Source organism: Pseudomonas sp. Pseusp10 (assembly GCF_059492225.1).
In genome coordinates, this window is sequence record NZ_CP168528.1 from 4686236 (window position 1) to 4711299 (window position 25064).

At 56.4% G+C, this 25064-nt stretch carries 19 protein-coding genes, 2 tRNA genes and 3 rRNA genes; 15 read left to right on the forward strand and 9 right to left on the reverse strand.

Annotated elements, in window-relative coordinates; all coding sequences use genetic code 11:
* The first annotated feature begins 33 nt into the window (after positions 1-33).
* The 4 genes from ACEN8Z_RS21175 to ACEN8Z_RS21190 all read left to right on the forward strand — a co-directional run bounded on the left by ACEN8Z_RS21175 (position 34) and on the right by ACEN8Z_RS21190 (position 3119).
* Entirely contained in the window at positions 34-885 is an 852-nt protein-coding gene (locus ACEN8Z_RS21175) for a 3-hydroxybutyryl-CoA dehydrogenase (RefSeq protein WP_495029026.1), read from the forward strand.
* Positions 872-1531 (forward strand): TetR/AcrR family transcriptional regulator, encoded by a 660-nt coding sequence (locus ACEN8Z_RS21180; protein ID WP_495595551.1) that lies wholly within the window; start codon positions 872-874, stop codon positions 1529-1531. Before ACEN8Z_RS21175 ends, ACEN8Z_RS21180 begins: the two co-directional genes overlap by 14 nt.
* Positions 1532-1620: 89 nt before the next feature.
* Positions 1621-2034: a VOC family protein gene (locus ACEN8Z_RS21185; RefSeq protein WP_495595552.1), complete on the forward strand. Its 414-nt coding sequence runs from the start codon at positions 1621-1623 to the stop codon at positions 2032-2034.
* A 323-nt stretch (positions 2035-2357) separates the two neighbouring features.
* Complete coding sequence (locus tag ACEN8Z_RS21190; RefSeq protein ID WP_495595553.1) at positions 2358-3119, forward strand: bestrophin-like domain; 762 nt, start codon at positions 2358-2360, stop codon at positions 3117-3119.
* Positions 3120-3184: 65 nt separating this feature from the next.
* Here ACEN8Z_RS21190 and rrf read toward each other — a convergent pair.
* The 7 genes from rrf to ptrR form a co-directional block, all read right to left on the reverse strand.
* Positions 3185-3300 (reverse strand): 5S ribosomal RNA (gene rrf, locus ACEN8Z_RS21195).
* Between the two features lie 157 nt (positions 3301-3457).
* Positions 3458-6349: ribosomal RNA gene (locus tag ACEN8Z_RS21200) — 23S ribosomal RNA — on the reverse strand.
* Positions 6350-6578: 229 nt separating this feature from the next.
* Positions 6579-6654: transfer RNA gene (locus tag ACEN8Z_RS21205), tRNA-Ala, on the reverse strand.
* 9 nt (positions 6655-6663) lie between these two features.
* Positions 6664-6740 (reverse strand) — tRNA-Ile (locus ACEN8Z_RS21210).
* Positions 6741-6861: 121 nt separating this feature from the next.
* Positions 6862-8398, reverse strand: a 16S ribosomal RNA gene (locus ACEN8Z_RS21215).
* Together the 16S, 23S and 5S rRNA genes with 2 tRNA genes alongside form the textbook arrangement of a ribosomal RNA operon.
* Positions 8399-9319: 921 nt before the next feature.
* Entirely contained in the window at positions 9320-11524 is a 2205-nt protein-coding gene (locus ACEN8Z_RS21220; protein WP_495595554.1) for an OsmC domain/YcaO domain-containing protein, read from the reverse strand.
* A 77-nt stretch (positions 11525-11601) separates the two neighbouring features.
* Entirely contained in the window at positions 11602-12480 is an 879-nt protein-coding gene (ptrR, locus tag ACEN8Z_RS21225; protein ID WP_442096613.1) for a putrescine utilization regulator PtrR, read from the reverse strand.
* Positions 12481-12580: 100 nt separating this feature from the next.
* Between ptrR and ACEN8Z_RS21230 the strand changes: the two genes are divergently transcribed.
* The 8 genes from ACEN8Z_RS21230 (at position 12581) to ACEN8Z_RS21265 (ending at position 20023) form a co-directional block, all read left to right on the forward strand.
* Positions 12581-13972: an aldehyde dehydrogenase family protein gene (locus ACEN8Z_RS21230; RefSeq protein ID WP_495595555.1), complete on the forward strand. Its 1392-nt coding sequence runs from the start codon at positions 12581-12583 to the stop codon at positions 13970-13972.
* A 319-nt stretch (positions 13973-14291) separates the two neighbouring features.
* Positions 14292-15068: an ABC transporter substrate-binding protein gene (locus ACEN8Z_RS21235; protein WP_495595556.1), complete on the forward strand. Its 777-nt coding sequence runs from the start codon at positions 14292-14294 to the stop codon at positions 15066-15068.
* A gap of 92 nt (positions 15069-15160) precedes the next feature.
* Positions 15161-15850, forward strand: coding sequence for an ABC transporter permease (locus ACEN8Z_RS21240; protein ID WP_495595557.1), 690 nt, complete (start codon positions 15161-15163; stop codon positions 15848-15850).
* Between the two features lie 14 nt (positions 15851-15864).
* Complete coding sequence (locus tag ACEN8Z_RS21245; protein ID WP_495595558.1) at positions 15865-16563, forward strand: ABC transporter permease; 699 nt, start codon at positions 15865-15867, stop codon at positions 16561-16563.
* Between the two features lie 8 nt (positions 16564-16571).
* Positions 16572-17684, forward strand: coding sequence for a succinylglutamate desuccinylase/aspartoacylase family protein (locus ACEN8Z_RS21250; protein ID WP_495595559.1), 1113 nt, complete (start codon positions 16572-16574; stop codon positions 17682-17684).
* An 18-nt stretch (positions 17685-17702) separates the two neighbouring features.
* Entirely contained in the window at positions 17703-18467 is a 765-nt protein-coding gene (locus tag ACEN8Z_RS21255) for an ABC transporter ATP-binding protein (RefSeq protein WP_008003768.1), read from the forward strand.
* 251 nt (positions 18468-18718) lie between these two features.
* A complete protein-coding gene (locus ACEN8Z_RS21260; RefSeq protein WP_495595560.1) occupies positions 18719-19627 on the forward strand; it encodes a MurR/RpiR family transcriptional regulator in 909 nt (302 codons plus the stop codon).
* Positions 19628-19825: 198 nt separating this feature from the next.
* Entirely contained in the window at positions 19826-20023 is a 198-nt protein-coding gene (locus ACEN8Z_RS21265; RefSeq protein ID WP_495595561.1) for a hypothetical protein, read from the forward strand.
* Positions 20024-20241: 218 nt separating this feature from the next.
* On the opposite strand, the gene ACEN8Z_RS21270 is transcribed toward ACEN8Z_RS21265, so the two are convergent.
* Positions 20242-21144 (reverse strand): LysR family transcriptional regulator, encoded by a 903-nt coding sequence (locus ACEN8Z_RS21270; RefSeq protein WP_495595562.1) that lies wholly within the window; start codon positions 21142-21144, stop codon positions 20242-20244.
* Positions 21145-21260: 116 nt separating this feature from the next.
* Here ACEN8Z_RS21270 and ACEN8Z_RS21275 point away from each other — a divergent pair, with 116 nt between their 5' ends.
* From ACEN8Z_RS21275 to ACEN8Z_RS21285, 3 genes are read left to right on the forward strand one after another with little or no spacing between them, the layout of a single operon-like run.
* Positions 21261-21680 (forward strand): nuclear transport factor 2 family protein, encoded by a 420-nt coding sequence (locus tag ACEN8Z_RS21275; RefSeq protein ID WP_218497908.1) that lies wholly within the window; start codon positions 21261-21263, stop codon positions 21678-21680.
* Positions 21681-21683: 3 nt separating this feature from the next.
* Complete coding sequence (locus ACEN8Z_RS21280) at positions 21684-22724, forward strand: SDR family oxidoreductase (protein WP_495595563.1); 1041 nt, start codon at positions 21684-21686, stop codon at positions 22722-22724.
* Positions 22725-22741: 17 nt separating this feature from the next.
* Positions 22742-23284 carry a histidine phosphatase family protein gene (locus ACEN8Z_RS21285; RefSeq protein ID WP_495595564.1) on the forward strand — a complete coding sequence of 181 codons (543 nt, stop codon included), beginning with the start codon at positions 22742-22744 and terminating at the stop codon, positions 23282-23284.
* A 365-nt stretch (positions 23285-23649) separates the two neighbouring features.
* On the opposite strand, the gene ACEN8Z_RS21290 is transcribed toward ACEN8Z_RS21285, so the two are convergent.
* Positions 23650-25062, reverse strand: a complete 1413-nt coding sequence (locus ACEN8Z_RS21290) for an aldehyde dehydrogenase family protein (protein WP_495595565.1) — start codon at positions 25060-25062, stop codon at positions 23650-23652.
* Positions 25063-25064 lie beyond the last annotated feature (2 nt).

Consider the following 25064-nt stretch of genomic DNA (forward strand, 5'->3'; position numbering starts at 1 on the left):
AGGTATCGCAGGGTTTGATCGAAGGATGGGAACATGAATCTGCAAAACATCGGGGTAATCGGCGCGGGCACCATGGGCAACGGCATCGCGCAAGTCTGCGCCCTGGCCGGTTTCAACGTGACCTTGCTCGACATTTCCGAAAGCGCTTTGCAAAAAGCCGTCGCAACGGTCGGTAAAAACCTCGACCGGCAGATCGCCAAGGAAACCCTGACCCCGGAGCAGAAACAGGCCACCCTCGACAAAATCCGCACCAGCACCGATTACAGCAGCCTGCATAACGCGCAACTGGTCATCGAAGCGGCGACGGAAAACCTCGACCTGAAACTGCGTGTGCTGCAACAGATCGCCGCGCAGGTCAGCAGCGAATGCGTTATTGCCTCCAATACCTCGTCGCTGTCGATCACCCAGCTCGCCGCCAGTGTCAGCCAGCCTGAGCGCTTCATTGGCCTGCACTTCTTCAACCCGGTACCGGTGATGGGCCTGATCGAAGTCATCCGCGGCCTGCAAACCAGTGACGCGACCCACAAACTCGCGCTGGACATGGCGACCACCCTCGGCAAAACCGCGATCACCGCCGGAAACCGTCCGGGCTTCGTGGTCAACCGGATTCTGGTGCCGATGATCAACGAAGCGATCCTGGTGTTCCAGGAAGGCCTGGCCAGCGCCGAAGACATCGACGCCGGCATGCGCCTGGGCTGCAATCAGCCTATCGGCCCATTGGCCCTGGCGGACCTGATTGGTCTGGATACCCTGTTGTCGATCCTTGAAGCCTTCTATGACGGTTTCAACGACAGCAAATATCGCCCGGCGCCACTGCTCAAGGAAATGGTCGCTGCCGGTTACCTGGGACGCAAAACGGGGCGCGGCTTCCATGCCTATGCCTGAGCGTTGCTCGCGCTTTGCCGAGTACCGGGACAAGGTCCTGGAGCTGTTTGCCTGCAAGGGGTTCGGCCAGGTCGGCATGCGTGAGCTCGCAACGTGCCTGGGGCTCTCTCCAGGCTCGCTGTACCACCATTACCCCAGCAAACAGCATCTGTTGCTCGACCTGATCGAAGAGTTCTACGAGGAACTGCTGGCCACCCTGGGACGCATCCAGCAAAAAGCCCCGGCCAAACGCGACAAACTCAACAGCCTGATCCGCGCGCACCTGAATCTGCATCGGGACATGCCCTGGCATTTTCGTCTGGTGGAGCGCGACAGCGGTTGCCTGAACGAAGAGCAACAGGCTCGGGTTCAGCAATTGCGCGAGCAATATGAGCGCACATTGCTGAAGATGCTGGGCGCGAAGTCCCGTTTCAGCGAGCAAGGTCTGCTGGCGGCCGGGCATGCCATTGGTGCCCTGCTCAACAGCGCTCCCAGCTGGCTGACGCCCCATGTGCTGGACGAACAGGAACGCGATGAACTGCTGGAGAGCATGGTAAGCGGCGCGATTGAGCGTGTGCTTGCGCCACGGCGTGTACCGGAGGCGATAAGCCTCGCGCGCCCTATAGAAAAAACATCTAAAGAAACCCAGGCTTCGACGACGATTTAGCGCTTTGCTTGTCGGCTCGACACAATCGGAATTCGCCGACAAACCCGGCGTCCAAACCGATGTGTGTACTTGAGCACCTGGAGCCGACCATGAAAATCAATCCCTACCTTATCTTCAACGGTGACTGCAAAGCCGCCTTCACGTTCTATGCCCAGTGCCTGCAAGGCCAGAACGAAGCCATGTTGACCTTCGGTGAAACCCCTGCCGCTGAACACGTCCCCAAAAATCTGCACAACCTGATCATCCATACCCGCCTGGTGGTTGGCGATCAGGTAATCATGGGGTCGGACACTACACCTGATCGCCCCGTCGATAAAATGAGTGCCTGTTCGGTTTCACTCAACGTCGACAGCATTGCCGAGGCCGAACGGGTCTTTAATGCGCTGGCGGTGGGTGGCACCGTGCAAATGCCACTGGAGACCACGTTCTGGGCCGCACGCTTCGGCATGCTGGTCGACCGTTTTGGCGTGTCGTGGATGGTTAACTGCGAAAAAGATCAGTGAAAGACCTCAGTCGATCGACAGTCTTCAAGGCGCAAAAAAGCCCAACCTGAAAAGGTTGGGCGTTCTGGCAACTCCCGGCCTGTCTGCTACCGTCAACTAGCCACACGGATTGCAGCGGACCCGAGGAGGAATCCACTATGCCGACCCACGACGAGCCTTGGTCCACTCGTTTCAAATTCTTGCTACTGGCTGGCGGATTGATCAGCAACCTGCTGACCCTCTTCAGGCGGTGGGGGCCTATGCCAACGGGCCGTTATGGGCTCGCGACGTGAGGGCCATCGAGGGGCGCAAACTCAAACGCATCGTGATCAAGGAGGTTGAACTTGAATGATGCGGTGATCGCCTTCATCGTCTTCGCCTGTCTGTTCGGCAGCGCACTACTGGGTTCGTACGTGAGGGAGCGATTACCGAGCCATCATCTGAGCGACGACTCCGTGACGGTGGTGAAGCTGGCCACCGGGCTCATCGCGACGATGTCGGCGCTGGTCCTCGGCCTGCTCGTTTCATCTGCCAAAGGTACATTCGATACGGCCAATGCCGAACTGGAGGGCGCGGCGGCGAAAGTGGTTCAATTCGACCGCGTGCTGGCCCGTTACGGTGCCGACACCCAGGACATCCGCACTCAGCTCAAGCATAACTATGCCGAAGTCACGAAAACTCTCGCTTCACGCGATCGCAGTCAGATTGCAACACTCGATAGCCCCGAAGTGATCCGTCGCTCCGAAAGTCTGCAACGCCGGGTGGAATCACTGTCTCCCGCCAACGATGATCAGCGCGCGCTCAAAGCCACCGCATTGCAAGACATCGAGACTGTGTTTGCCGACCGCTGGCTGACCCTGCTGCAATCCAACCAATCGATCCCGCCGGTGATGCTGGTGATTCTGGTGACGTGGCTGGCGACTATCTTCGGCTCGTTCGGCCTGTTCGCACCACGCAATGGCACCATTGTCGTCGTGTTGTTGGTGTGTGCCCTGTCGACTGCAGCGACAATCTTGCTGGTGGAAGAACTCAATCGACCGCTTGATGGATTTATCTGTGTGTCGCTGGAACCGTTAGAGCACACGCTGGAACGGCTGGGGCAGTAATTTCGCTTTCCTGCGGACAAAAACAAAACCCCAACTGCTTTCGCAATTGGGGTTTCGGAATTTAATCTTGACGATGACCTACTCTCACATGGGGAAACCCCACACTACCATCGGCGATGCATCGTTTCACTGCTGAGTTCGGGATGGGATCAGGTGGTTCCAATGCTCTATGGTCGTCAAGAAATTCGGGTACCGAGTCGTGACCACGATGGCCTCGCTTCAGCAAATTGGGTAGGTGATAGCTTCGGTGTTTGGTGAGTATCTCGAACTTTCGGTTCTTGCGTCTTCACACACCGCAATCTGGTCTCTCTCGAGTTCGCAAATTGCTTGGGTGTTATATGGTCAAGCCTCACGGGCAATTAGTATTGGTTAGCTCAACGCCTCACAGCGCTTACACACCCAACCTATCAACGTCGTAGTCTTCGACGGCCCTTCAGGGAGCTCAAGGCTCCAGTGAGATCTCATCTTGAGGCAAGTTTCCCGCTTAGATGCTTTCAGCGGTTATCTTTCCCGAACATAGCTACCCGGCAATGCCACTGGCGTGACAACCGGAACACCAGAGGTTCGTCCACTCCGGTCCTCTCGTACTAGGAGCAGCCCCTCTCAAATCTCAAACGTCCACGGCAGATAGGGACCGAACTGTCTCACGACGTTCTAAACCCAGCTCGCGTACCACTTTAAATGGCGAACAGCCATACCCTTGGGACCGGCTTCAGCCCCAGGATGTGATGAGCCGACATCGAGGTGCCAAACACCGCCGTCGATATGAACTCTTGGGCGGTATCAGCCTGTTATCCCCGGAGTACCTTTTATCCGTTGAGCGATGGCCCTTCCATACAGAACCACCGGATCACTAAGACCTACTTTCGTACCTGCTCGACGTGTCTGTCTCGCAGTCAAGCGCGCTTTTGCCTTTATACTCTACGACCGATTTCCGACCGGTCTGAGCGCACCTTCGTACTCCTCCGTTACTCTTTAGGAGGAGACCGCCCCAGTCAAACTACCCACCATACACTGTCCTCGATCCGGATAACGGACCTGAGTTAGAACCTCAAAGTTGCCAGGGTGGTATTTCAAGGATGGCTCCACGCGAACTGGCGTCCACGCTTCAAAGCCTCCCACCTATCCTACACAAGCAAATTCAAAGTCCAGTGCAAAGCTATAGTAAAGGTTCACGGGGTCTTTCCGTCTAGCCGCGGATACACTGCATCTTCACAGCGATTTCAATTTCACTGAGTCTCGGGTGGAGACAGCGCCGCCATCGTTACGCCATTCGTGCAGGTCGGAACTTACCCGACAAGGAATTTCGCTACCTTAGGACCGTTATAGTTACGGCCGCCGTTTACCGGGGCTTCGATCAAGAGCTTCGCGTTAGCTAACCCCATCAATTAACCTTCCGGCACCGGGCAGGCGTCACACCCTATACGTCCACTTTCGTGTTTGCAGAGTGCTGTGTTTTTAATAAACAGTCGCAGCGGCCTGGTATCTTCGACCGGCGTGGGCTTATGCAGCAAGTGCTTCACCCTCACCGGCGCACCTTCTCCCGAAGTTACGGTGCCATTTTGCCTAGTTCCTTCACCCGAGTTCTCTCAAGCGCCTTGGTATTCTCTACCCAACCACCTGTGTCGGTTTGGGGTACGGTTCCTGGTTATCTGAAGCTTAGAAGCTTTTCTTGGAAGCATGGCATCAACCACTTCGTCACCCAGAGGGTAACTCGTCATCAGCTCTCGGCCTTAAGATCCCGGATTTACCTAAGATCTCAGCCTACCACCTTAAACTTGGACAACCAACGCCAAGCTGGCCTAGCCTTCTCCGTCCCTCCATCGCAATAACCAGAAGTACAGGAATATTAACCTGTTTTCCATCGACTACGCTTTTCAGCCTCGCCTTAGGGACCGACTAACCCTGCGTCGATTAACGTTGCGCAGGAAACCTTGGTCTTTCGGCGTGGGTGTTTTTCACACCCATTGTCGTTACTCATGTCAGCATTCGCACTTCTGATACCTCCAGCAAGCTTCTCAACTCACCTTCACAGGCTTACAGAACGCTCCTCTACCGCATCACCTAAGTGATACCCGTAGCTTCGGTGTATGGTTTGAGCCCCGTTACATCTTCCGCGCAGGCCGACTCGACTAGTGAGCTATTACGCTTTCTTTAAAGGGTGGCTGCTTCTAAGCCAACCTCCTAGCTGTCTAAGCCTTCCCACATCGTTTCCCACTTAACCATAACTTTGGGACCTTAGCTGACGGTCTGGGTTGTTTCCCTTTTCACGACGGACGTTAGCACCCGCCGTGTGTCTCCCATGCTCGGCACTTGTAGGTATTCGGAGTTTGCATCGGTTTGGTAAGTCGGGATGACCCCCTAGCCGAAACAGTGCTCTACCCCCTACAGTGATACATGAGGCGCTACCTAAATAGCTTTCGAGGAGAACCAGCTATCTCCGAGCTTGATTAGCCTTTCACTCCGATCCACAGGTCATCCGCTAACTTTTCAACGGTAGTCGGTTCGGTCCTCCAGTCAGTGTTACCTAACCTTCAACCTGCCCATGGATAGATCGCCCGGTTTCGGGTCTATTCCCAGCGACTAGACGCCCTATTAAGACTCGCTTTCGCTACGCCTCCCCTATTCGGTTAAGCTCGCCACTGAAAATAAGTCGCTGACCCATTATACAAAAGGTACGCAGTCACCTAACAAAGTAGGCTCCCACTGCTTGTACGCATACGGTTTCAGGATCTATTTCACTCCCCTCTCCGGGGTTCTTTTCGCCTTTCCCTCACGGTACTAGTTCACTATCGGTCAGTCAGTAGTATTTAGCCTTGGAGGATGGTCCCCCCATATTCAGACAAAGTTTCTCGTGCTCCGTCCTACTCGATTTCATGACCAAGAGATTTTCGCGTACAGGGCTATCACCCACTATGGCCGCACTTTCCAGAGCGTTCCGCTAATCTCAAAGCCACTTAAGGGCTGGTCCCCGTTCGCTCGCCACTACTAAGGGAATCTCGGTTGATTTCTTTTCCTCAGGGTACTTAGATGTTTCAGTTCCCCTGGTTCGCCTCTTGCACCTATGTATTCAGTACAAGATAACCATCTTATGATGGCTGGGTTCCCCCATTCAGACATCTCCGGATCAAAGTCTGTTTGCCGACTCCCCGAAGCTTTTCGCAGGCTACCACGTCTTTCATCGCCTCTGACTGCCAAGGCATCCACCGTATGCGCTTCTTCACTTGACCATATAACCCCAAGCAATCTGGTTATACTGTGAAGACGACATTCGCCGAAAATTCGCGATTAAACTCACAAATTTTACCTTAGCCTGATCCGTTACCAGTGAAAGTAACGTTCAGTCTATCTTTCTATCACATACCCAAATTTTTAAAGAACGATCTAATCAAAAGACTAGAAATCAATATTCATCGCGGAATATTCATTTCTAAACTCTCAGACATCTGAAGCAGTTTATGGTGGAGCCAAACGGGATCGAACCGTTGACCTCCTGCGTGCAAGGCAGGCGCTCTCCCAGCTGAGCTATGGCCCCATACAAAATTGGTGGGTCTGGGCAGATTCGAACTGCCGACCTCACCCTTATCAGGGGTGCGCTCTAACCAACTGAGCTACAGACCCAATTTCGAGCGCGTAACTGTTAGCCTGAGCTATCAGCCTGGAGCTTAAAGCTGCTTCTATCGTCTTCTTCAATGAATCAAGCAATTCGTGTGGGAGCTCATGGAGCAGCTGAGTCGTCGATTAAGGAGGTGATCCAGCCGCAGGTTCCCCTACGGCTACCTTGTTACGACTTCACCCCAGTCATGAATCACACCGTGGTAACCGTCCTCCCGAAGGTTAGACTAGCTACTTCTGGTGCAACCCACTCCCATGGTGTGACGGGCGGTGTGTACAAGGCCCGGGAACGTATTCACCGCGACATTCTGATTCGCGATTACTAGCGATTCCGACTTCACGCAGTCGAGTTGCAGACTGCGATCCGGACTACGATCGGTTTTGTGGGATTAGCTCCACCTCGCGGCTTGGCAACCCTCTGTACCGACCATTGTAGCACGTGTGTAGCCCAGGCCGTAAGGGCCATGATGACTTGACGTCATCCCCACCTTCCTCCGGTTTGTCACCGGCAGTCTCCTTAGAGTGCCCACCATGACGTGCTGGTAACTAAGGACAAGGGTTGCGCTCGTTACGGGACTTAACCCAACATCTCACGACACGAGCTGACGACAGCCATGCAGCACCTGTCTCAATGTTCCCGAAGGCACCAATCCATCTCTGGAAAGTTCATTGGATGTCAAGGCCTGGTAAGGTTCTTCGCGTTGCTTCGAATTAAACCACATGCTCCACCGCTTGTGCGGGCCCCCGTCAATTCATTTGAGTTTTAACCTTGCGGCCGTACTCCCCAGGCGGTCAACTTAATGCGTTAGCTGCGCCACTAAGAGCTCAAGGCTCCCAACGGCTAGTTGACATCGTTTACGGCGTGGACTACCAGGGTATCTAATCCTGTTTGCTCCCCACGCTTTCGCACCTCAGTGTCAGTATCAGTCCAGGTGGTCGCCTTCGCCACTGGTGTTCCTTCCTATATCTACGCATTTCACCGCTACACAGGAAATTCCACCACCCTCTACCATACTCTAGCTTGTCAGTTTTGAATGCAGTTCCCAGGTTGAGCCCGGGGCTTTCACATCCAACTTAACAAACCACCTACGCGCGCTTTACGCCCAGTAATTCCGATTAACGCTTGCACCCTCTGTATTACCGCGGCTGCTGGCACAGAGTTAGCCGGTGCTTATTCTGTCGGTAACGTCAAAACACTAACGTATTAGGTTAATGCCCTTCCTCCCAACTTAAAGTGCTTTACAATCCGAAGACCTTCTTCACACACGCGGCATGGCTGGATCAGGCTTTCGCCCATTGTCCAATATTCCCCACTGCTGCCTCCCGTAGGAGTCTGGACCGTGTCTCAGTTCCAGTGTGACTGATCATCCTCTCAGACCAGTTACGGATCGTCGCCTTGGTGAGCCATTACCTCACCAACTAGCTAATCCGACCTAGGCTCATCTGATAGCGCAAGGCCCGAAGGTCCCCTGCTTTCTCCCGTAGGACGTATGCGGTATTAGCGTTCCTTTCGAAACGTTGTCCCCCACTACCAGGCAGATTCCTAGGCATTACTCACCCGTCCGCCGCTGAATCAGAGAGCAAGCTCCCGTCATCCGCTCGACTTGCATGTGTTAGGCCTGCCGCCAGCGTTCAATCTGAGCCATGATCAAACTCTTCAGTTCAAACATCTTTGGGTTTTGAGAAAACCCTAAACTTGGCTCAGCAATCGTTGGTTACATCTTTGATTTCTCGCGGAGTAACTTGTGATGCTGATAATCTGTTGACTAGCAGTCTGACTCCACAAGCACCCACACGAATTGCTTGATTCAGTTGTTAAAGAGCGGTTGGTTAAGAGCTTTCGTCTCAACCGAGGCGCGCATTCTACAGCAGCCTCATTTGCTGTCAAGTGATTTTTTCAGAAGTTCTCAAGGATTTCCTTAACAACTTCAACCACTTGCGCTTTCGATCTCTCGTCAGCGGGAGGCGAATTCTACAGCGTTACACGCTGCTGTCAACACCTCTCTTTCAACTTCCTTTGCGCTTCGATGACCTGAAGCAACCACTGCCGAAAACCGCGTAACTCTTTGTTTATCAAGGAGTTTTCCGTTTCGACTGCGCCGGAAGTGGGGCGAATTATAGGCCTCCAGAATCTGCCGTCAAGCACTGATTCAGGATTTCTATCAATAACCTGCAGAATGCAGCAAAACGCCCCAAAGGACGCCTATAGAAGAGCCCAATCGCCTAATGCCAGTCAGTTAAGCGGTAATGCGATCTGTAGCAGCTGCCGAGCCCGCGAGGCTGCGTTCGGCTGCATAGCAGTCGTGAGTCCAGCTGACGCGGCCTGCCTGACGTACCGCAATGACTGATTTACGACTGCTTCGCAGCCGAACGCAGCCTCGCGGGCTCGGCAGCTGCTACAAAGGGTGTCGCAGCTGAAATTGCTTGACTGACTGGCATTAGCCCAAACGCCCTTCTATATAGAAGGGCCTCCTCATAAGCAGCAACAGCCCATGACAGAGCCAAAAAACGAGACCACGCGTACAGGCGATTAGCCTGCCTCCAAAAAACAAAAAAGCACCCAAGGTGCTTTTTTGTTATCGCTATCAGCTATACAAGGCCGCCACCCTCGCCCGCGCCATGTGCAGCTTTTTGTAGCTGTCGATCAAACGAAGGTGCCTGTCGAGCCCTTCCAGTTTCATGCTCGTCGGCGTCAGGCCATAGAAACGTACACTGCCATCCACGGACCCTATCGCCGCATCCATCCGTTCGTTACCGAACATCCGGCGGAAGTTGACCTCGTAGTCGCTCAGTTCCAGATCATCGTCCAGCTGCATTTCCAGCACGACGTTCACGGCTTGATAAAACAAGCCGCGCTCGACGGTGTTGTCGTTGTATTGCAAGAAGGCTTCCACCAGATCCTTCGCCTGGTCAAACTTCTGCAAAGCGAGATAAATCAGCAGCCGCAGCTCCAGGATCGTCAACTTGCCCCAAGGCGTGTTGTCGTCGAACTCGATGCCGATCAAGGTGGTGATGTCGGTGTAATCATCCAGCTCGCTGTTTTCCAAACCCTTGGCCAGCGTCCTCAGGCCGACTTTGCTCAGGCTGTGCAGGTTGAGGATGTCGGCGCGGAACTGCAGCGCTTTGTTGGTGTTATCCCAGATCAAATCTTCTACCGGATAGATCTCTGAGTAATCCGGCACCAGAATGCGGCAGGCCTTGGCGCCGATGTGCTCATAGACCGCCATGTACACTTCTTTGCCCATGTCTTCGAGAATGCCGAACAAGGTCGCGGCCTCTTCGACATTCGAGTTTTCGCCTTGACCGGAGAAATCCCACTCAACGAATTCGAAATCCGGCTTGGCACTGAAGAAGCGCCACGAGACCACACCGCTGGAATCGATAAAGTGCTCGACGAAGTTATTCGGCTCAGTCACCGCCTGACCTTCGAAGGTCGGCTGAGGCAGATCGTTCAGGCCTTCGAAGCTGCGGCCTTGCAGCAGCTCCGTCAGGCTGCGCTCCAGTGCCACTTCCAGGCTTGGGTGCGCGCCGAACGAGGCAAACACGCCACCGGTACGCGGGTTCATCAAGGTGACGCACATCACCGGGAACTCCCCGCCCAGCGATGCATCCTTGACCAGCACCGGGAAGCCCTGTTCTTCCAGGCCCTGGATACCCGCCAGGATTCCCGGGTATTTCGCCAGTACTTCCTGCGGCACATCCGGCAGGGCCATTTCGCCTTCGAGGATTTCGCGTTTGACCGCACGCTCGAAGATTTCAGACAGGCACTGCACCTGCGCTTCGGCCAGCGTGTTGCCAGCGCTCATGCCATTGCTCAGGAACAGGTTTTCGATCAGGTTGGACGGGAAGTACACCACCTCATTGTCCGACTGACGCACAAACGGCAGTGAACAAATGCCCCGCTGGGTGTTGCCGGAGTTGGTGTCGTACAGATGCGAGCCACGCAACTCACCCTCCCGGTCGTAAATCTTCAGGCAGTACTCGTCGAGGATCTCAGTCGGCAGTTCGTCCTTCGGGCCCGGCTTGAACCAGCGCTCGTCCGGGTAATGCACAAACGCCGCATTGGCGATGTCTTCACCCCAGAACTGATCGTTGTAGAAGAAGTTGCAGTTGAGCCGCTCGATAAACTCGCCCAGTGCCGATGCCAGCGCACCTTCTTTGGTCGCGCCTTTGCCGTTGGTAAAACACATTGGCGAGTGCGCATCGCGGATGTGCAGCGACCACACATTCGGAACGATATTGCGCCACGAAGCGATTTCAATCTTCATGCCCAGGTCGGCCAGGATGCCCGACATGTTGGCGATGGTTTGCTCCAGCGGCAGGTCCTTGCCCACAATGTAGGTGCCCGCTTCGCTGGTCGAGTGCGGCATCAGCAACGCCTGGGCATCGGCGTCGAGGTTTTCGACCTCTTCAATCACAAACTCAGGCCCGGTTTGCACCACCTTCTTTACCGTACAACGGTCGATGGAGCGCAAGATACCCTGACGGTCCTTGGCGGAGATGTCCGCAGGCAATTCGACCTGAATCTTGAAGATCTGGTTGTAGCGGTTTTCCGGATCAACAATGTTGTTCTGCGACAGGCGGATATTTTCGGTGGGGATATTGCGAGTTTCGCAATACAACTTCACGAAGTACGCCGCACACAACGCCGACGAAGCCAGGAAATAATCGAACGGCCCCGGTGCCGAGCCATCACCCTTGTAGCGAATGGGTTGATCGGCAATCACCGTGAAGTCGTCGAACTTGGCCTCAAGTCGAAGGTTGTCGAGAAAGTTGACCTTGATTTCCATGCGTGATTACCAGAATAACGAGCTAAACGATTTGGCCGCCATTATCCTGTTTTTCAGCACAGACCGTTAACTTTCCACTATTTATCGATCAACACGACACCGCGCTCCTCGAGCAAGCGCACAAACATCGTGAGGCTCTGCGACACCGTCCCCCTGCGCCACACCAGCCAGGTGCGTAAATAGCGGAAAGACTCCGACAACGGCCAGACACTGACCGTCGTGCATCCCGGCATGCTTTCGAGCATGCTGCGGGGCATCAGCGCCAGGCCGGCACCGGCGCTGACGCAGGCCAGCATGCCGTGATAGGACTCCATTTCGAAAATCTTGCCGGGCACCGCCGCGCCATTGGCGAACCAGCTTTCGAAATGATGGCGATAGGAGCAGTTGGAACGGAAGGCATAGATGTTTTCACCATTCACATCCTTCGCCCGATGAATCGGGTCATGATTGAGGGGTGCGATCAAGACCATTTCCTCTTCGAATGCCGGCACACCCTCCAGTGCCGGATGCAACACCGGACCATCGACAAATGCCGCGGCCAGCCGCCCCGACAGCACCCCATCGATCATCGTCCCGGAAGGGCCGGTGGACAGGTCCAGTTCGACCTTGGCATGTTTCTGGTTATAGGCGGCCAATAGCTCTGGAATACGTACCGCAGCGGTGCTCTCCAGCGAACCCAGGGCGAAGGCTCCTTGCGGTTCTTCACCCGCCACGGTGGCGCGCGCCTCCTGAACCAGATCGAGAATACGTCGAGCGTAATCCAGAAAACTCCAACCGGCCGGCGACAAGCGCAGGCGACTCTTCTCGCGGATAAACAGGTCCACACCCAAGTCCAGCTCAAGCTGCTTGATTCTGGTCGTCAGATTCGATGGCACCCGGTGGATATGCTGGGCGGCCAAGCTGATGCTGCCGTGCTCGGCGACAGCCTTGAAAATTTCGAGCTGAACCAGATCCAAGTCATTCTCCAAACGTGAACGTTATGCTCAGTATTATTCAGTTTCCAGAAAACGTATACCCCCATAACCTGAGCACATTCCTACCTCGCAGGACGGTGCCATGACCAACGTTTCCAGCCTTACCCATGCCATTTCGATCAACCCGACCACGGGCGAGCAGATCGGCCATTACCCTTTCGAATCCGATTCGGCACTGCAGGCCGCGCTGACGCGGGCCGCTACCGGGTTTCGCGCCTGGCGCAGCAAACCGGTTGAACTACGCGCGCAGCTTTTGATCAATCTCGGCCAGGCCTTGCGCAACAATGCCGAGGCCATGGCGAACATGATCACCCTGGAAATGGGCAAGCCGATTGCCCAGGCCCGCGGTGAAATTGAAAAATGTGCACAGCTCTGCGAGTGGTACGCCGAACACGGCCCCGCCATGCTGAGCTCGGAACCAACCCTGGTTGAAGGCGGCAAGGCACGCATTGAATATCGCCCCCTCGGCCCGATTCTCGCCGTCATGCCGTGGAACTTCCCCATCTGGCAAGTCCTGCGCGGCGCGGTCCCCACGTTGCTCGCCGGCAATACCTACGTGCTCAAGCATGCGCCAAACGTCATGGGCAGCGCCTACCTGCTGCTGGAAGCCTTCCGGCAAGCAGACTTTCCTGAAGGTGTTTTCGAGGTCATCAATGTCACGCCAGAGGGAGTATCCAGGGCGATCGCCGATCCACGCATTGCGGCGGTCACCCTCACCGGTAGCGTGCGTGCCGGCATGGCCATCGGCGCTCAGGCCGGCGCGGCACTGAAGAAGTGCGTACTGGAATTGGGCGGCTCCGACCCATTTATCGTGCTCGACGACGCCGACCTTGATGAGGCGGTGAAAGCCGCCGTGATCGGGCGTTATCAAAACACCGGACAAGTCTGCGCCGCCGCCAAACGCCTGATTGTCGAGCAAGGCATTGCCCGGGAATTTACCCGCAAGTTCGTCGAGGCCACCCAACAACTGGTCGTCGGCGATCCACTCGCCCCCCACACTTACATCGGCCCGATGGCGCGCTTCGATCTGCGCGACGAACTGGACCAACAGGTGCGCGACACACTGGAAGAAGGCGCGACGCTGCTGATGGGTGGAAAGAAGGCTGAAGGCCCCGGCAATTACTATGAGCCCACTGTACTGGGCGATGTGACCGATCAGATGACCTCATTCAAACAGGAGTTGTTTGGTCCTGTGGCTTCGATCATCACGGCCAGAGACGCAGCCCATGCGCTGGAGTTGGCCAATGACAGTGAATTCGGTCTCACCGCCACCCTCTACACGCGCAATGTCGAACTCGCCCGCCAGATGGCCGGCGAACTTGAAACCGGCGGTGTGTTCATCAACGGCTATAGCGCCAGCGATCCGCGCGTCAGCTTTGGAGGTGTGAAGAAGAGTGGCTTTGGCCGGGAGCTCTCGCATTTCGGGGTGCGCGAGTTCTGTAATGCACAAACGGTTTGGCTGGATCGACGCTAAGGACAGCGCAGTACTCCGGGCTGGACCAGAATCCAGTGTGAGCCTATCCCGACAGCGCAAAAACCTTGATACCGGAATGAAAAAAACGGGCGCCTTATCGGCGCCCTTTTTTTGTTCAAAGGTTCGGTGGCATCGGTGGGCAACCGTTCACCAGTACTCTGCGTGTCGCCTCATTTTGATATGATTTTTTTCACACCAATTGATTTATGAAATTTATTGTGTCATTTATACCCTCGTGAATCATCGGGACAGTCCACATTGCCAGACCGGACGGCAGCCCTCCCTACCACCCAATCGCCCCATCCAAGGAGTCAACAATATGTACAAGACAGAACTTCTAGGTGCTCTGGCACTGTGCGTCGCAAGCTTCCTGGCACACGCCGACGACGACAGCCTGCGTATCGGTATCGAAGCGGCCTACCCACCCTTCTCCTTCAAGACGCCAGAGGGCAACGTCAGTGGTTTCGATTACGACATTGGCAACGCGCTGTGCGAAGAGATGAAGGTCAAATGCGAGTGGGTCATCCAGGAATTCGACGGCATGATCCCGTCGCTGAAAGTGCGCAAGATCGATGCTGTGCTGTCGTCGATGTCGATCACTGAAGACCGAATGAAGTCGGTCGATTTCAGCAAAAAGTACTACCACACGCCGGGCAAGTTCGCGATGAAGGCCGGCAACGTGATCAACGACCCACTGGTCGATCTCAAAGGCAAGAAACTCGGCGTGCAACGCTCCTCGACCTATGACCGTTTCGCCACCGAGCAGCTTGAGAAAGCCGGGGTCGAGGTGGTGCGCTACGGATCACAAAATGAAGCCTTCCTTGACCTGGCAGCGGGTCGCCTGGACGCCACGCTCGCCGACATCGTCAACACCGATGAGAGCTTTATCAAAACACCGGCCGGTAAAGGTTTCGTGCTGGCAGGGCCGGACATCAACGACCCGAAATATTTCGGCAGAGGCGCCGGGATCGCGGTGCGTAAAGGCGACAGTGCAAACGTTGCACGCCTGAGTGCAGCGATTGACGCCATCCGTGCGAATGGCAAGTACCAGCAAGTGATGGCCAAGTACTTCTCGTTCGATATCTACGGCGAATAAACGCTGACCCGCAACCCTGGCGCCGGCTCCCCGCAGGCGCCGCTTTGGACTTGTCTCGCGCGCCTCCCGGCGCTCGTTTGAGGAACTTCATCATGCTTCACGGCTACGGATCGAGCATTCTCGATGGCGCCTGGCTGACCATTAACCTGGCACTGACCTCCATGACCATGGCGATTGCCTTGGGCCTGATCGGCGCCGCCTTTCGTTTGTCGCCGTTTAAATGGCTGGCGGTGCTGGGCGAAGGTTATACAACCCTGATTCGCGGTATTCCCGATCTGGTGCTGATTCTGCTGATCTTCTACGGCGGGCAGGATCTGGTGAACCGCATTGCGCTTTCATTCGGCTACACCCGCTACATCGATATCAATCCCTTTATCGCCGGCGTCTGCACCATGGGCTTCATTTTCGGCGCCTATCTCTCGGAAACCTTTCGGGGTGCCTTTATGGCAATCCCCAAAGGTCAAGCCGAGGCTGGCGCGGCCTATGGCATGGGTAACGCGCAAGTGTTCTGGCGGATTCTGGTGCCGCAGATGATTCGTTTCGCCATTCCCGGGTTCACCAACAACTGGTTGGTGCTGACCAAATCCACCGCGTTGATCTCGGTGATCGGCTTGCAGGACATGATGTTCAAAGCCAAGAACGCCGCGGACGCCACCCATGAGCCATTTACGTTTTTCCTCGCGGTAGCGGCGCTTTATCTGATGCTGACCAGTCTGTCTTTGCTGGTGCTGCGCTATCTGGAAAAACACTACTCGGTCGGCATCAAAGCCGCCGAACTGTGATTGGGAGCAACCCCATGATTCTCGACTACAACCTGATCTGGGAAAACCTGCCGCTGTATTTCAACGGCGCATGGGTGACCCTGAAGGTGCTGCTGATTTCCCTGGCCGCTGGCCTGGTGCTGGCGATTCCATTGGCGCTGATGCGAGTGTCCCGGTCACCGCTGATCAACGCCCCGGCCTGGCTCTACACCTACGTGATTCGCGGCACGCCGATGCTGGTGCAATTGTTCCTGATCTATTACGGCCTCGCGCAGTTCGAAGCGGTACGTGCAAGCGCGCTCTGGCCTTACCTGTCCAGTGCAACCTTTTGTGCCTGCCTGGCCTTTGCGATCAATACCAGTGCCTATAGCGCGGAACTCCTGGCCGGCAGTTTGAAAGCCACGCCTCACGGTGAGATCGAAGCGGCCCGGGCCATGGGCATGTCGCGCCTGACCCTGTACCGCCGCATTCTCCTGCCGTCGGCCTTGCGCCGGGCGCTGCCGCAGTACAGTAACGAAGTGCTGATGATGCTGCAGACCACCAGCCTGGCGTCCATCGTCACGCTGGTGGATATCACCGGAGCCGCGCGAACCGTCAGTTCGCGCTTCTATCTGCCATTCGAGGCGTTCATCACTGCCGGCCTGATCTACCTGGCCCAGACCTTCATCCTGATTCGCCTGTTCAAGCTGGCCGAGCGCCGCTGGCTGGCCTATCTGGCACCGCGCAAGCACTAAGGAGCTTTATGAAGCACATTCAATACCTTTTGCCGTGGAGTGCCTCGGGCACAGAACGAAAGTTGTCGCTGTTTCGTTTTGGCAGCGGGCCGCGCAAGGCATATATCCAGGCCTCCCTGCATGCCGACGAGCTGCCGGGGATGCGCGTCGCGGTCGAACTCAAGCGCCGTCTGCAAGAACTGGAAGAGCAAGGTCGCCTCAGCGGAGTGATCGAGCTGGTGCCGATGGCCAATCCGATTGGTATCGCCCAGATGTTCCAGGCCACCCACCAAGGTCGTTTCGAGTTCTCCAGCGGGAAGAATTTCAATCGCGACTTCCCGGAGCTCGCCGAGGCAGTAGCGCAGCAACTGGAAGGTCGACTGGGCGACGACGCCGACGCCAACATCGCACTGATCCGCCGCGCCATGAGCGATGCCCTCACCAACATGCCGGCACCGACATCGGAACTCGATGGCTTGCGGCGCCTGTTGATGCAGCATGCCTGTGATGCCGATGTGGTGCTGGACCTGCACTGCGACTTCGAGTCGATCATGCTGCTGTATGCCATGCCGCAAAACTGGTCACGCTTGCGCTCATTGGCCGCCCGCCTCGGCGCTGGCGTGGCCCTGCTGGCCGAGGCTGCAGGAGGCAACGCCTTCGATGAAGCCTGCGCAATCCCCTGGCTGCACCTGGCCAAGCACTTTCCTCAAGCCAATATTCCGCTGGCATGCGTGGCCACCACGATTGAATTGCGCGGCATGGCTGACACCGGGCGCGAGCAATGCGTCGACAGTGCGCAGGCCATTCTCGGCTATCTCGCCGAGCAAGGCCTGATCAACGGCGACTGGCCTGCCGCGCCACCGAGCCGCTGTGAAGCGACACCCTTCGCCGGCGCGCAGTATGCCTACGCGCCGCACCCGGGGGTGGTGAGTTATCTGCAACCGTTGGGTGCCCACGTCAAGGTCGGCGATCCACTGTTCGAAGTGATTGATCCGCTGACCGATCAACACAGCGTGGTGCACGCCAGCACCGACGGCATCCTGTATGCCCGCGAACGCCTGCGCTTCGCCCAGCCCGGATTGTGGTTGGCCAAAGTGGCCGGCAGTACCCCTATTCGCCAAGGCCGTTTGCTCAGCGACTGATTCCAGAGAGTTGAAACCATGTACAAACTTGAAATTCAGGATCTTCACAAAAGCTACGGCGCCCACGAAGTGCTCAAGGGCGTGTCCCTGGAAGCGAAAGCCGGTGACGTCATCAGTATTATCGGTTCCAGTGGTTCTGGTAAAAGCACCTTCCTGCGTTGCATCAACCTGCTGGAGCAGCCCAACGCCGGCAACATCGTACTCAATGGCGAACAGCTCAAGCTGGTGACCAATAAACTCGGCGGGCTCAAGGCTGCCGAACCCAAACAGCTGCAGCGCATGCGTTCGCGGCTATCGATGGTGTTTCAGCACTTCAACCTCTGGTCGCACATGAGTGCCCTTGAAAACGTCATGGAAGCTCCGGTGCATGTGCTGGGCATGAACAAGAAAGAAGCCCGGGAAAAAGCCGAGCACTACCTGAACAAAGTCGGCGTGGCGCACCGCATGGACGCCTGGCCGGCTCATATGTCCGGTGGTGAGCAACAGCGTGTGGCGATTGCCCGTGCACTGGCCATGGAACCTGAAGTGATGCTGTTCGATGAACCGACTTCGGCACTCGACCCCGAGCTGGTCGGCGAAGTACTTAAAGTCATGCAGGATCTCGCACTCGAAGGACGCACCATGGTGGTCGTGACCCACGAAATGGGCTTTGCCCGCGAGGTATCCAATCAACTGGTGTTTCTGCACAAGGGGCTGGTCGAAGAGCGCGGCAGTCCGCGTGAAGTGCTGGTCAATCCACAGTCCGAGCGTCTCCAGCAATTTCTGGCCGGCAGCTTGAAATAACCCGCTCCGCAACCCGGTCCGTAGCAACTGGCGAAGCCTGCGTTCGGCTGCGCAGCAGTCGTAAAATCTGAGCGCACGGTATATCTGACGCATCGGATTGGCTGATATCACGACTGCTGCGCAGCCGGACGCAGGCTTCGCCAGCTGCTACAAGGTATGCGTTGTGACTGAAATTGCTTAGCCGACCGGCCCGCGGCTTCGGATACACTCCAGCCAGCCCTCTCTAACCCTCAGGAATTGTTGAGCCGGACATGCCGACCCCCACGAAAAACACCACGGTCTATGCCGCGCCGGTGATGCGTAAACTGGCGGAAATCGTTACCGATTTACAGCCGTCGCTGCGCAAGGTGGCGGATTTTATCCTGCGTCACCCGCTAAGGGCTGCGACGCTGACCATCGAAGAAATGGCTCATGAGACATCCACTTCGCCAGCCGCGGTCAATCGTTTGGCCAAGGCTCTGAACCTGGGTGGCTACACCGGCATGAAGGCCGAGCTGGTGGCGACTTTGCAGCAGATGGTATCGCCGGTCGACAAACTTCGCAATGAACTGGCGCATCGTCCTGACGGCGCATTTGGTCTGCATGAGCAAATCCAGAGCGCCAGCAGCAACCTCGCCACGGCGGCGACCAACAACCATGAAGATACCTTTGAAGCGTTCGTCACCCGCCTGACCGAAGCGCGGAAAATCTACATCCTCGGCTTTGGCAACAGCGTCTACTTCGCCGGTCTGGCCGCCTCGACCCTGATGCCCTTCTGTGCCGACGCTACCGCCATCAGCATGGAAGGCGGCAACGAAAACGCCGCTTACCGTCTGGCCGCAATCACCGACCAGGATGTATTGCTAGCGATCTCCCTGCCGCGCTATTCCCTCGACACCCTGCAACTCGCACGATTTGCCAATGAGCGCGGCGCCTCGGTGCTGGCAATCACCGACTCACCTGCATCACCTCTCACCAACATTGCCGAACACGTGCTATTTGCCCCCGCCGACCATCCAGTAATGACCAGTTCCAACATCGCCGTGCTCGCATTGATCGAAGGATTGGTGGCGGGTGTGATGGCTCGCAATAAAGAAGCCGTCAAGCTGGCGACCGAACTGACCGAAAGCGTGATGTCTTACCTGCATATTCCTTCCAGCGGTAAATCGCTGAAAAAGTGATATCTCCTGGGGATGGACTTGAGTGATTCCAAGCCACGCTATCAAGTCCTATCTTCAGGCTGACGGCATTAATAGCGCTGGACTGACGTGTTGGAACCGAGTCCTCTCCGAGAACTAGCCAACTGGAGCCGCGTATTTCCATTCCTGCTCGCCGGTCAACTCACAACTTGTCGGCGCTGATTGAAAACAGGGCTCCAGATGCTTCCCTTGCTGCTCTCGCTGGCACCGGACACCATGACCCAGTGGCTGGAAACCAGTCGACGGCTCTCCTACTTGCTAATACCGGTGATACTCCTGACCTCCGCGGTCACCACCGTAGTAGCGCCCATGGTCACCTCCGTGACCATCATGATGCCGATAATACGGCCAGCAGCCACCGAGCAGAAGGGTTGCTGACACCACCAGAATCAATGCAGTTGTGCGTTTCATCAGATCTTCTCCAGACAAACAATGCCTGTCGCTGTATCCGTTTGATTGCGCACAATTTCAGATAGTTCAAACAGTCCTCTCGACGCCCGAATCAAATATCCGACACCACCCGCATGCACTCCCCTCCGCGCCCAACGGCAACCAGCGGAATGGATACACGGTAGAGATCGTTATTCTTCCGATACTCACGGGTCACCCCCTAAGAGGTAACCTTCGACATTTTCCATGGATAGGGCTTCGAGCAGCACCTGCTCCAGGATGGCAAAAAAACATTTGATGTGGGCCTGCTTTAATGCCTGAGGCCGGGTCACCAGATAGACCTCCATATCTGGAAGGTGGAGATCCGGGAACAACCCGATCAGATCCTTCGCCAAAATACGGGGCAGTACTGCCACCCCCATACCTCGCCTCACCGATTCAAGCTGCACGGCGAACGAGTTCACACTGATCTGCGCGCGGTCCAGACCACCGGCCTTTGCCGCACGCATTTGCGGCAACATGTCCAGCGGGGGAAGCAAGGCAACATTGACCGCAGTGGCCGGGGTCACCCCTGGAAACCGTTTCAGATAACCTGCATCAGCGAAGACACCGTAGGCGAGCCGGCCTATTGGTCGATAAATCAGCGACGGCTCACCTAGATGAGCTGTACGTACAGCAATGTCTGCCACGCCGCGGACGATCTTGTGAAAGTCGGCTGTTACCATCAGCTCCACCGAGCAACGCGGGTGCAGAGAAGTGAAGCGACTCGCGGCCTCCAGCACACAAGACGAGAAGCCCTCTCCTGCGCTGACCAGGACACTGCCAGATAGCTCTGTGTGTAGCTCGGATATGCCAGCCGCGGTTTGACGCCTCAAGCCAGCTTCCGCAGCCTGGGCAACCTCCACGAGGGATTGGCCCCGCGAGGTCAACCAGCATCCTTCAACGCCCCGCTCGACGAGTGGCTCGCCCAGTGCAACCTCAAGTTGGGTCAGGCGGCGGGACACGGTAGACGCCGCGATACCCAGCAACTGGCCAGCTTGAAGGAAGCTGCCACGCCGCGAGACTGCTAACAGCAGGCGAAGATCGTCCCAATTTGCTTGCAACGCCATGCGTCCTGTCCTCCCTGGTCTGCATATGTGCAAATCCATTATGCAGTAGTCGCTGTTTTTCCGGAGATGCCTCAAAGGTATATCTACAGGCCCTCGAAACGAATGGAATGGTTTGTATGACTACTGGCCCCAACGACTATGCGGAACGCGCCTCAAGAGCCTTCAATCGCCGTGATGTAGAGGCGATGCTTGCGTTGGTTTGCGAAGACTTCATCTACCTCGATGGTATGGGGATTCAAACCGGTCGCGAATCCATGCGCAAACGAGAGACTGCGCTGTTCGAAGCGTTCCCTGATGCCCAGGTTACCTTCACCCCATTCATGGTCGCTGACGATCTTTTGGCGCTGACTGCCTTACTGACCGGCACCTTCGCCGCACCCTTGGTACTGCCAGGCCGGGTGATTGCACCCCATGGACGCCATATTACCGTGCACTACGCCGCACACTTCACCTTCAGAAACGGGCTGGCCATCCGTGAAGAGGCCTTCTTCGACAGTGCGGTGTTGATGCCGTTAGCCGAACAGGGTGAGGGTTGAGCCATGCGTAGCGTATTTGTTACTGGAGCAACCGGCTTGCTGGGCAACAACCTGGTGCGTGAATTGGTCGCTCGTGGCTACACGGTCAAAGGCCTGGTCCGCTCAAGAGCCAAAGGTGAACAGCAGTTCCACAATCTGCCGGGTGTGGAGCTGGTCGTTGGTGACATGGCCGATGTCGACGCATTCGCAGCATCGCTGCAAGGCTGCGATACGGTGTTTCACACCGCGGCGTTCTTTCGCGATAACTACAAGGGTGGCAGGCACTGGAAGGAACTCGAAAAGATCAATGTCGCCGGTACGCGGGACCTGATTCACCAGGCCTACCGCGCCGGTATACGACGATTCATTCATACGTCTTCCATTGCCGTGCTCGACGGAGCACCTGGCATGTCCATCGATGAGACATGTCTGCGGGCCGACGCCGACGCGGATGACTATTACCGCAGCAAGATCCTCGCCGACCGCGTCATCTTGACGTTCCTGGAAGCACATCCCGAGATGCATGCCTGCATGGTCCTGCCTGGCTGGATGTGGGGTCCTGCCGACATTGGCCCGACCTCCTCAGGACAGTTGGTCAACGATGTCATGAACGGCAAGTTGCCCGGGCTGATCCCTGGCAGCTTCTCCGTTGTCGACGCCCGTGATGTGGCATGGGCGCTGATTGCTGCCGCCAAACAAGGCCGACGAGGTGAGCGCTATCTCGCGGCGGGCCGGCATATGACAATGCGTCAGCTGGTCCCTGCTCTGGGACGTATAGCGGGCGTCAAGACACCCGTTCGACAACTACCGCTCCCCTTTCTATACACCTTGGCGGTTGTGCAGGAGATCTATGCGCGCCTCACTGGCAAGCCCATTCTGCTGAGCATGGCCACGTTGCGCCTGTTGGTACGAGAAAAGGACCGCACCTGTTTCAACCACCGCAAGAGTGAACAAGAGCTTGACCTGAATTTCCGGGCACTGGAGCAAACAATTACCGACACCGTGGCGTGGTACCGCGATCACGGCTGGTTTGAAACACACCAGAACAAGGACGTGAAATTGTGATCAGGGAAATAATCCTGATGCGTCACGGCCAGCCAAAACTGGCCGCAACCGAAAAAATCTCAGCGCTCGAGATGAAAGACTGGATCGAGCAATACAACCAATCCGAAATTACCCACCACCCGGTCCCGCATGCCAGTATGCGACTCGCCGCAACCGCCACGGTGATTGTTTCAAGCAGCGCACCTCGTGCGCTGACCTCCGTCCAGGCGCTCGGTCTGAAGCCTGCACTGGTCGACGCTCTTTTCTGCGAAGCACAACTACCTTATGGTCATTGGAAACTGCCACGGCTATCGCCGTTTACCTGGGCATTTATCCTTCGAGTCTTATGGTTGTGCGGTTACTCACGCAATGTCGAATCCGCCGACACTGCGAGGATGCGCGCCAGCACGGCAGCTAAACGATTGCAGTCCCTTGCCAGCGATGGACCGGTTCTGCTGCTCGGTCATGGCTTTATGAATCGAATGATCGCCAATCAACTGGTCGCCGACGGATGGGCTCGCCAAAAACGTAACGGCAGCCAGTATTGGAGTGCGACCGTGTATCAGTACAGCGGTGTGTAAGAGACGCCAACTGGTCGGCAGAGATGCCTGCTAAATGCAGCACTGCATTCATCGTCATCCGGGCAAACCGTCTTGGCGATAGCGCCGTGGTGCTCGGCTCGTTGGCATCGGGGGTATATTGAATCGATACGGTTGGACCGTTATCTGTGCGCTTGCCTTTGTACCTGTGCTGGTTGCTATAGCGACGTTGATGTTGAGCGAGCATCGCGTCTGGCGTTCCTCAGATCGCAACAGACGCTTTCTTGGCGATTATCAGCTCAGTGGAAATATTCAACTTCTTCTTTCTCCCCATTCAGCAGAACGCATTGGGCCGGTGACCAAACCGACCCAATGCCATACGAGCTGATCCATTTACCGCGAATCGACTAACCCAACGTGTTAAGGCACACCACCTTGGGTTGGGTCATTTCCTCGTAGGCAAAACGTACGCCTTCCCGGCCCAGGCTACCGTACTTGGAACCGCCAAACGGCATCGCATCGAAGCGGTAGTCGGAAGAGTCGTTGATCATCACTCCCCCGGCTTCGATCCTCCGTGCAGCGCTCATCGCAGTTGCCAGATCATTGGTGAAGATTCCCGCATGCAGGCTATATTCGGGTTCATTGGCCAATGCGATGGCTTCATCGAAACTCTCGAAGCATTGCAGTACCACCACCGGAGCGAAGACTTCATTGCGCCAGAGTCGACTGGCGTGATCGACGTTTTCCAACACGGTGGCGGCGTAGCACGATCCTTCACGCCGATGACCGCAGAGCAACGTGGCGCCCTCTTGCAAGGCCTCGTTCACCACTTGCTCGGCATTCTGCGCGGCTTGCGCAGTAATCATGGGACCGATATCGGTAACGGCCAGTAATGGATCGCCGACCACAAGCGCACGTGCCTGACTGACAAAACGCTCTCGGAACGCTTCATAAATCGACGCCTGAATCAGCAAGCGCTGAGTGCCTACGCAGTTCTGCCCCGCTGCCCAAAAGGCTCCGGACACGCAACTCTCGACAGCCGCCTCAAGGTCGCAATCGCCCATGACGATTACCGGCGCATTGCCGCCCAGGTCCATGGCCAGTTTCTTCAACCCGGCCGTGCGGGCAATCTGCTCTGCGGTGACGAAACCGCCGGTGAAGGAAATCATCCGCACCTCACGGGCGGCGACCAACGCCTTGCCCAGTTCCGCACCGCCGGTGGCGACTGTAACCACTGATTCAGGCAAACCTGCCGCGACCAGATAAGACACCAGTTTAATGGCCGACAATGGTGCGAGCTCGGATGGTTTGAGAATCACCGCGTTACCGCCCGCAATGGCCGGACCGAGTTTGTGCGCCACCAGGTTCAACGGATCGTTGTACGGCGTGATCGCCACGATTAGGCCCAAGGGCTCGCGAGAAAACCAGCCCTGACGCGATTCGGAGCCTTCATAAGCGTCGAAGGGCACCACCTCCCCGGCATTGCGCCTGGCCTCCTCGGCCGACAGCTTGAGGGTGTTGACGCAACGTTTGACCTCCTTTTCCGCCTGCTTGAGGGTCTTCCCGGCCTCGTCGACGATCAGCCTGGCAAACACACCGGCGTCATGTTCGATGTTGATTGCGGCTTGCTCAAGAATGCGAGCCCGACGATGACGCGCTAACGCGGCGCACACTCGTGCACCACTGCGTCCCTTCTCCAACAACTGCGGAACTTGCGACGCACAGACATTCGTTACGCTACCAATGAGGGATCCGTCATAGGCGTTAAAGACTTCAATGGGCGGCTCCACGATATCCAGAACCAGGCGCGATAATTTCACAG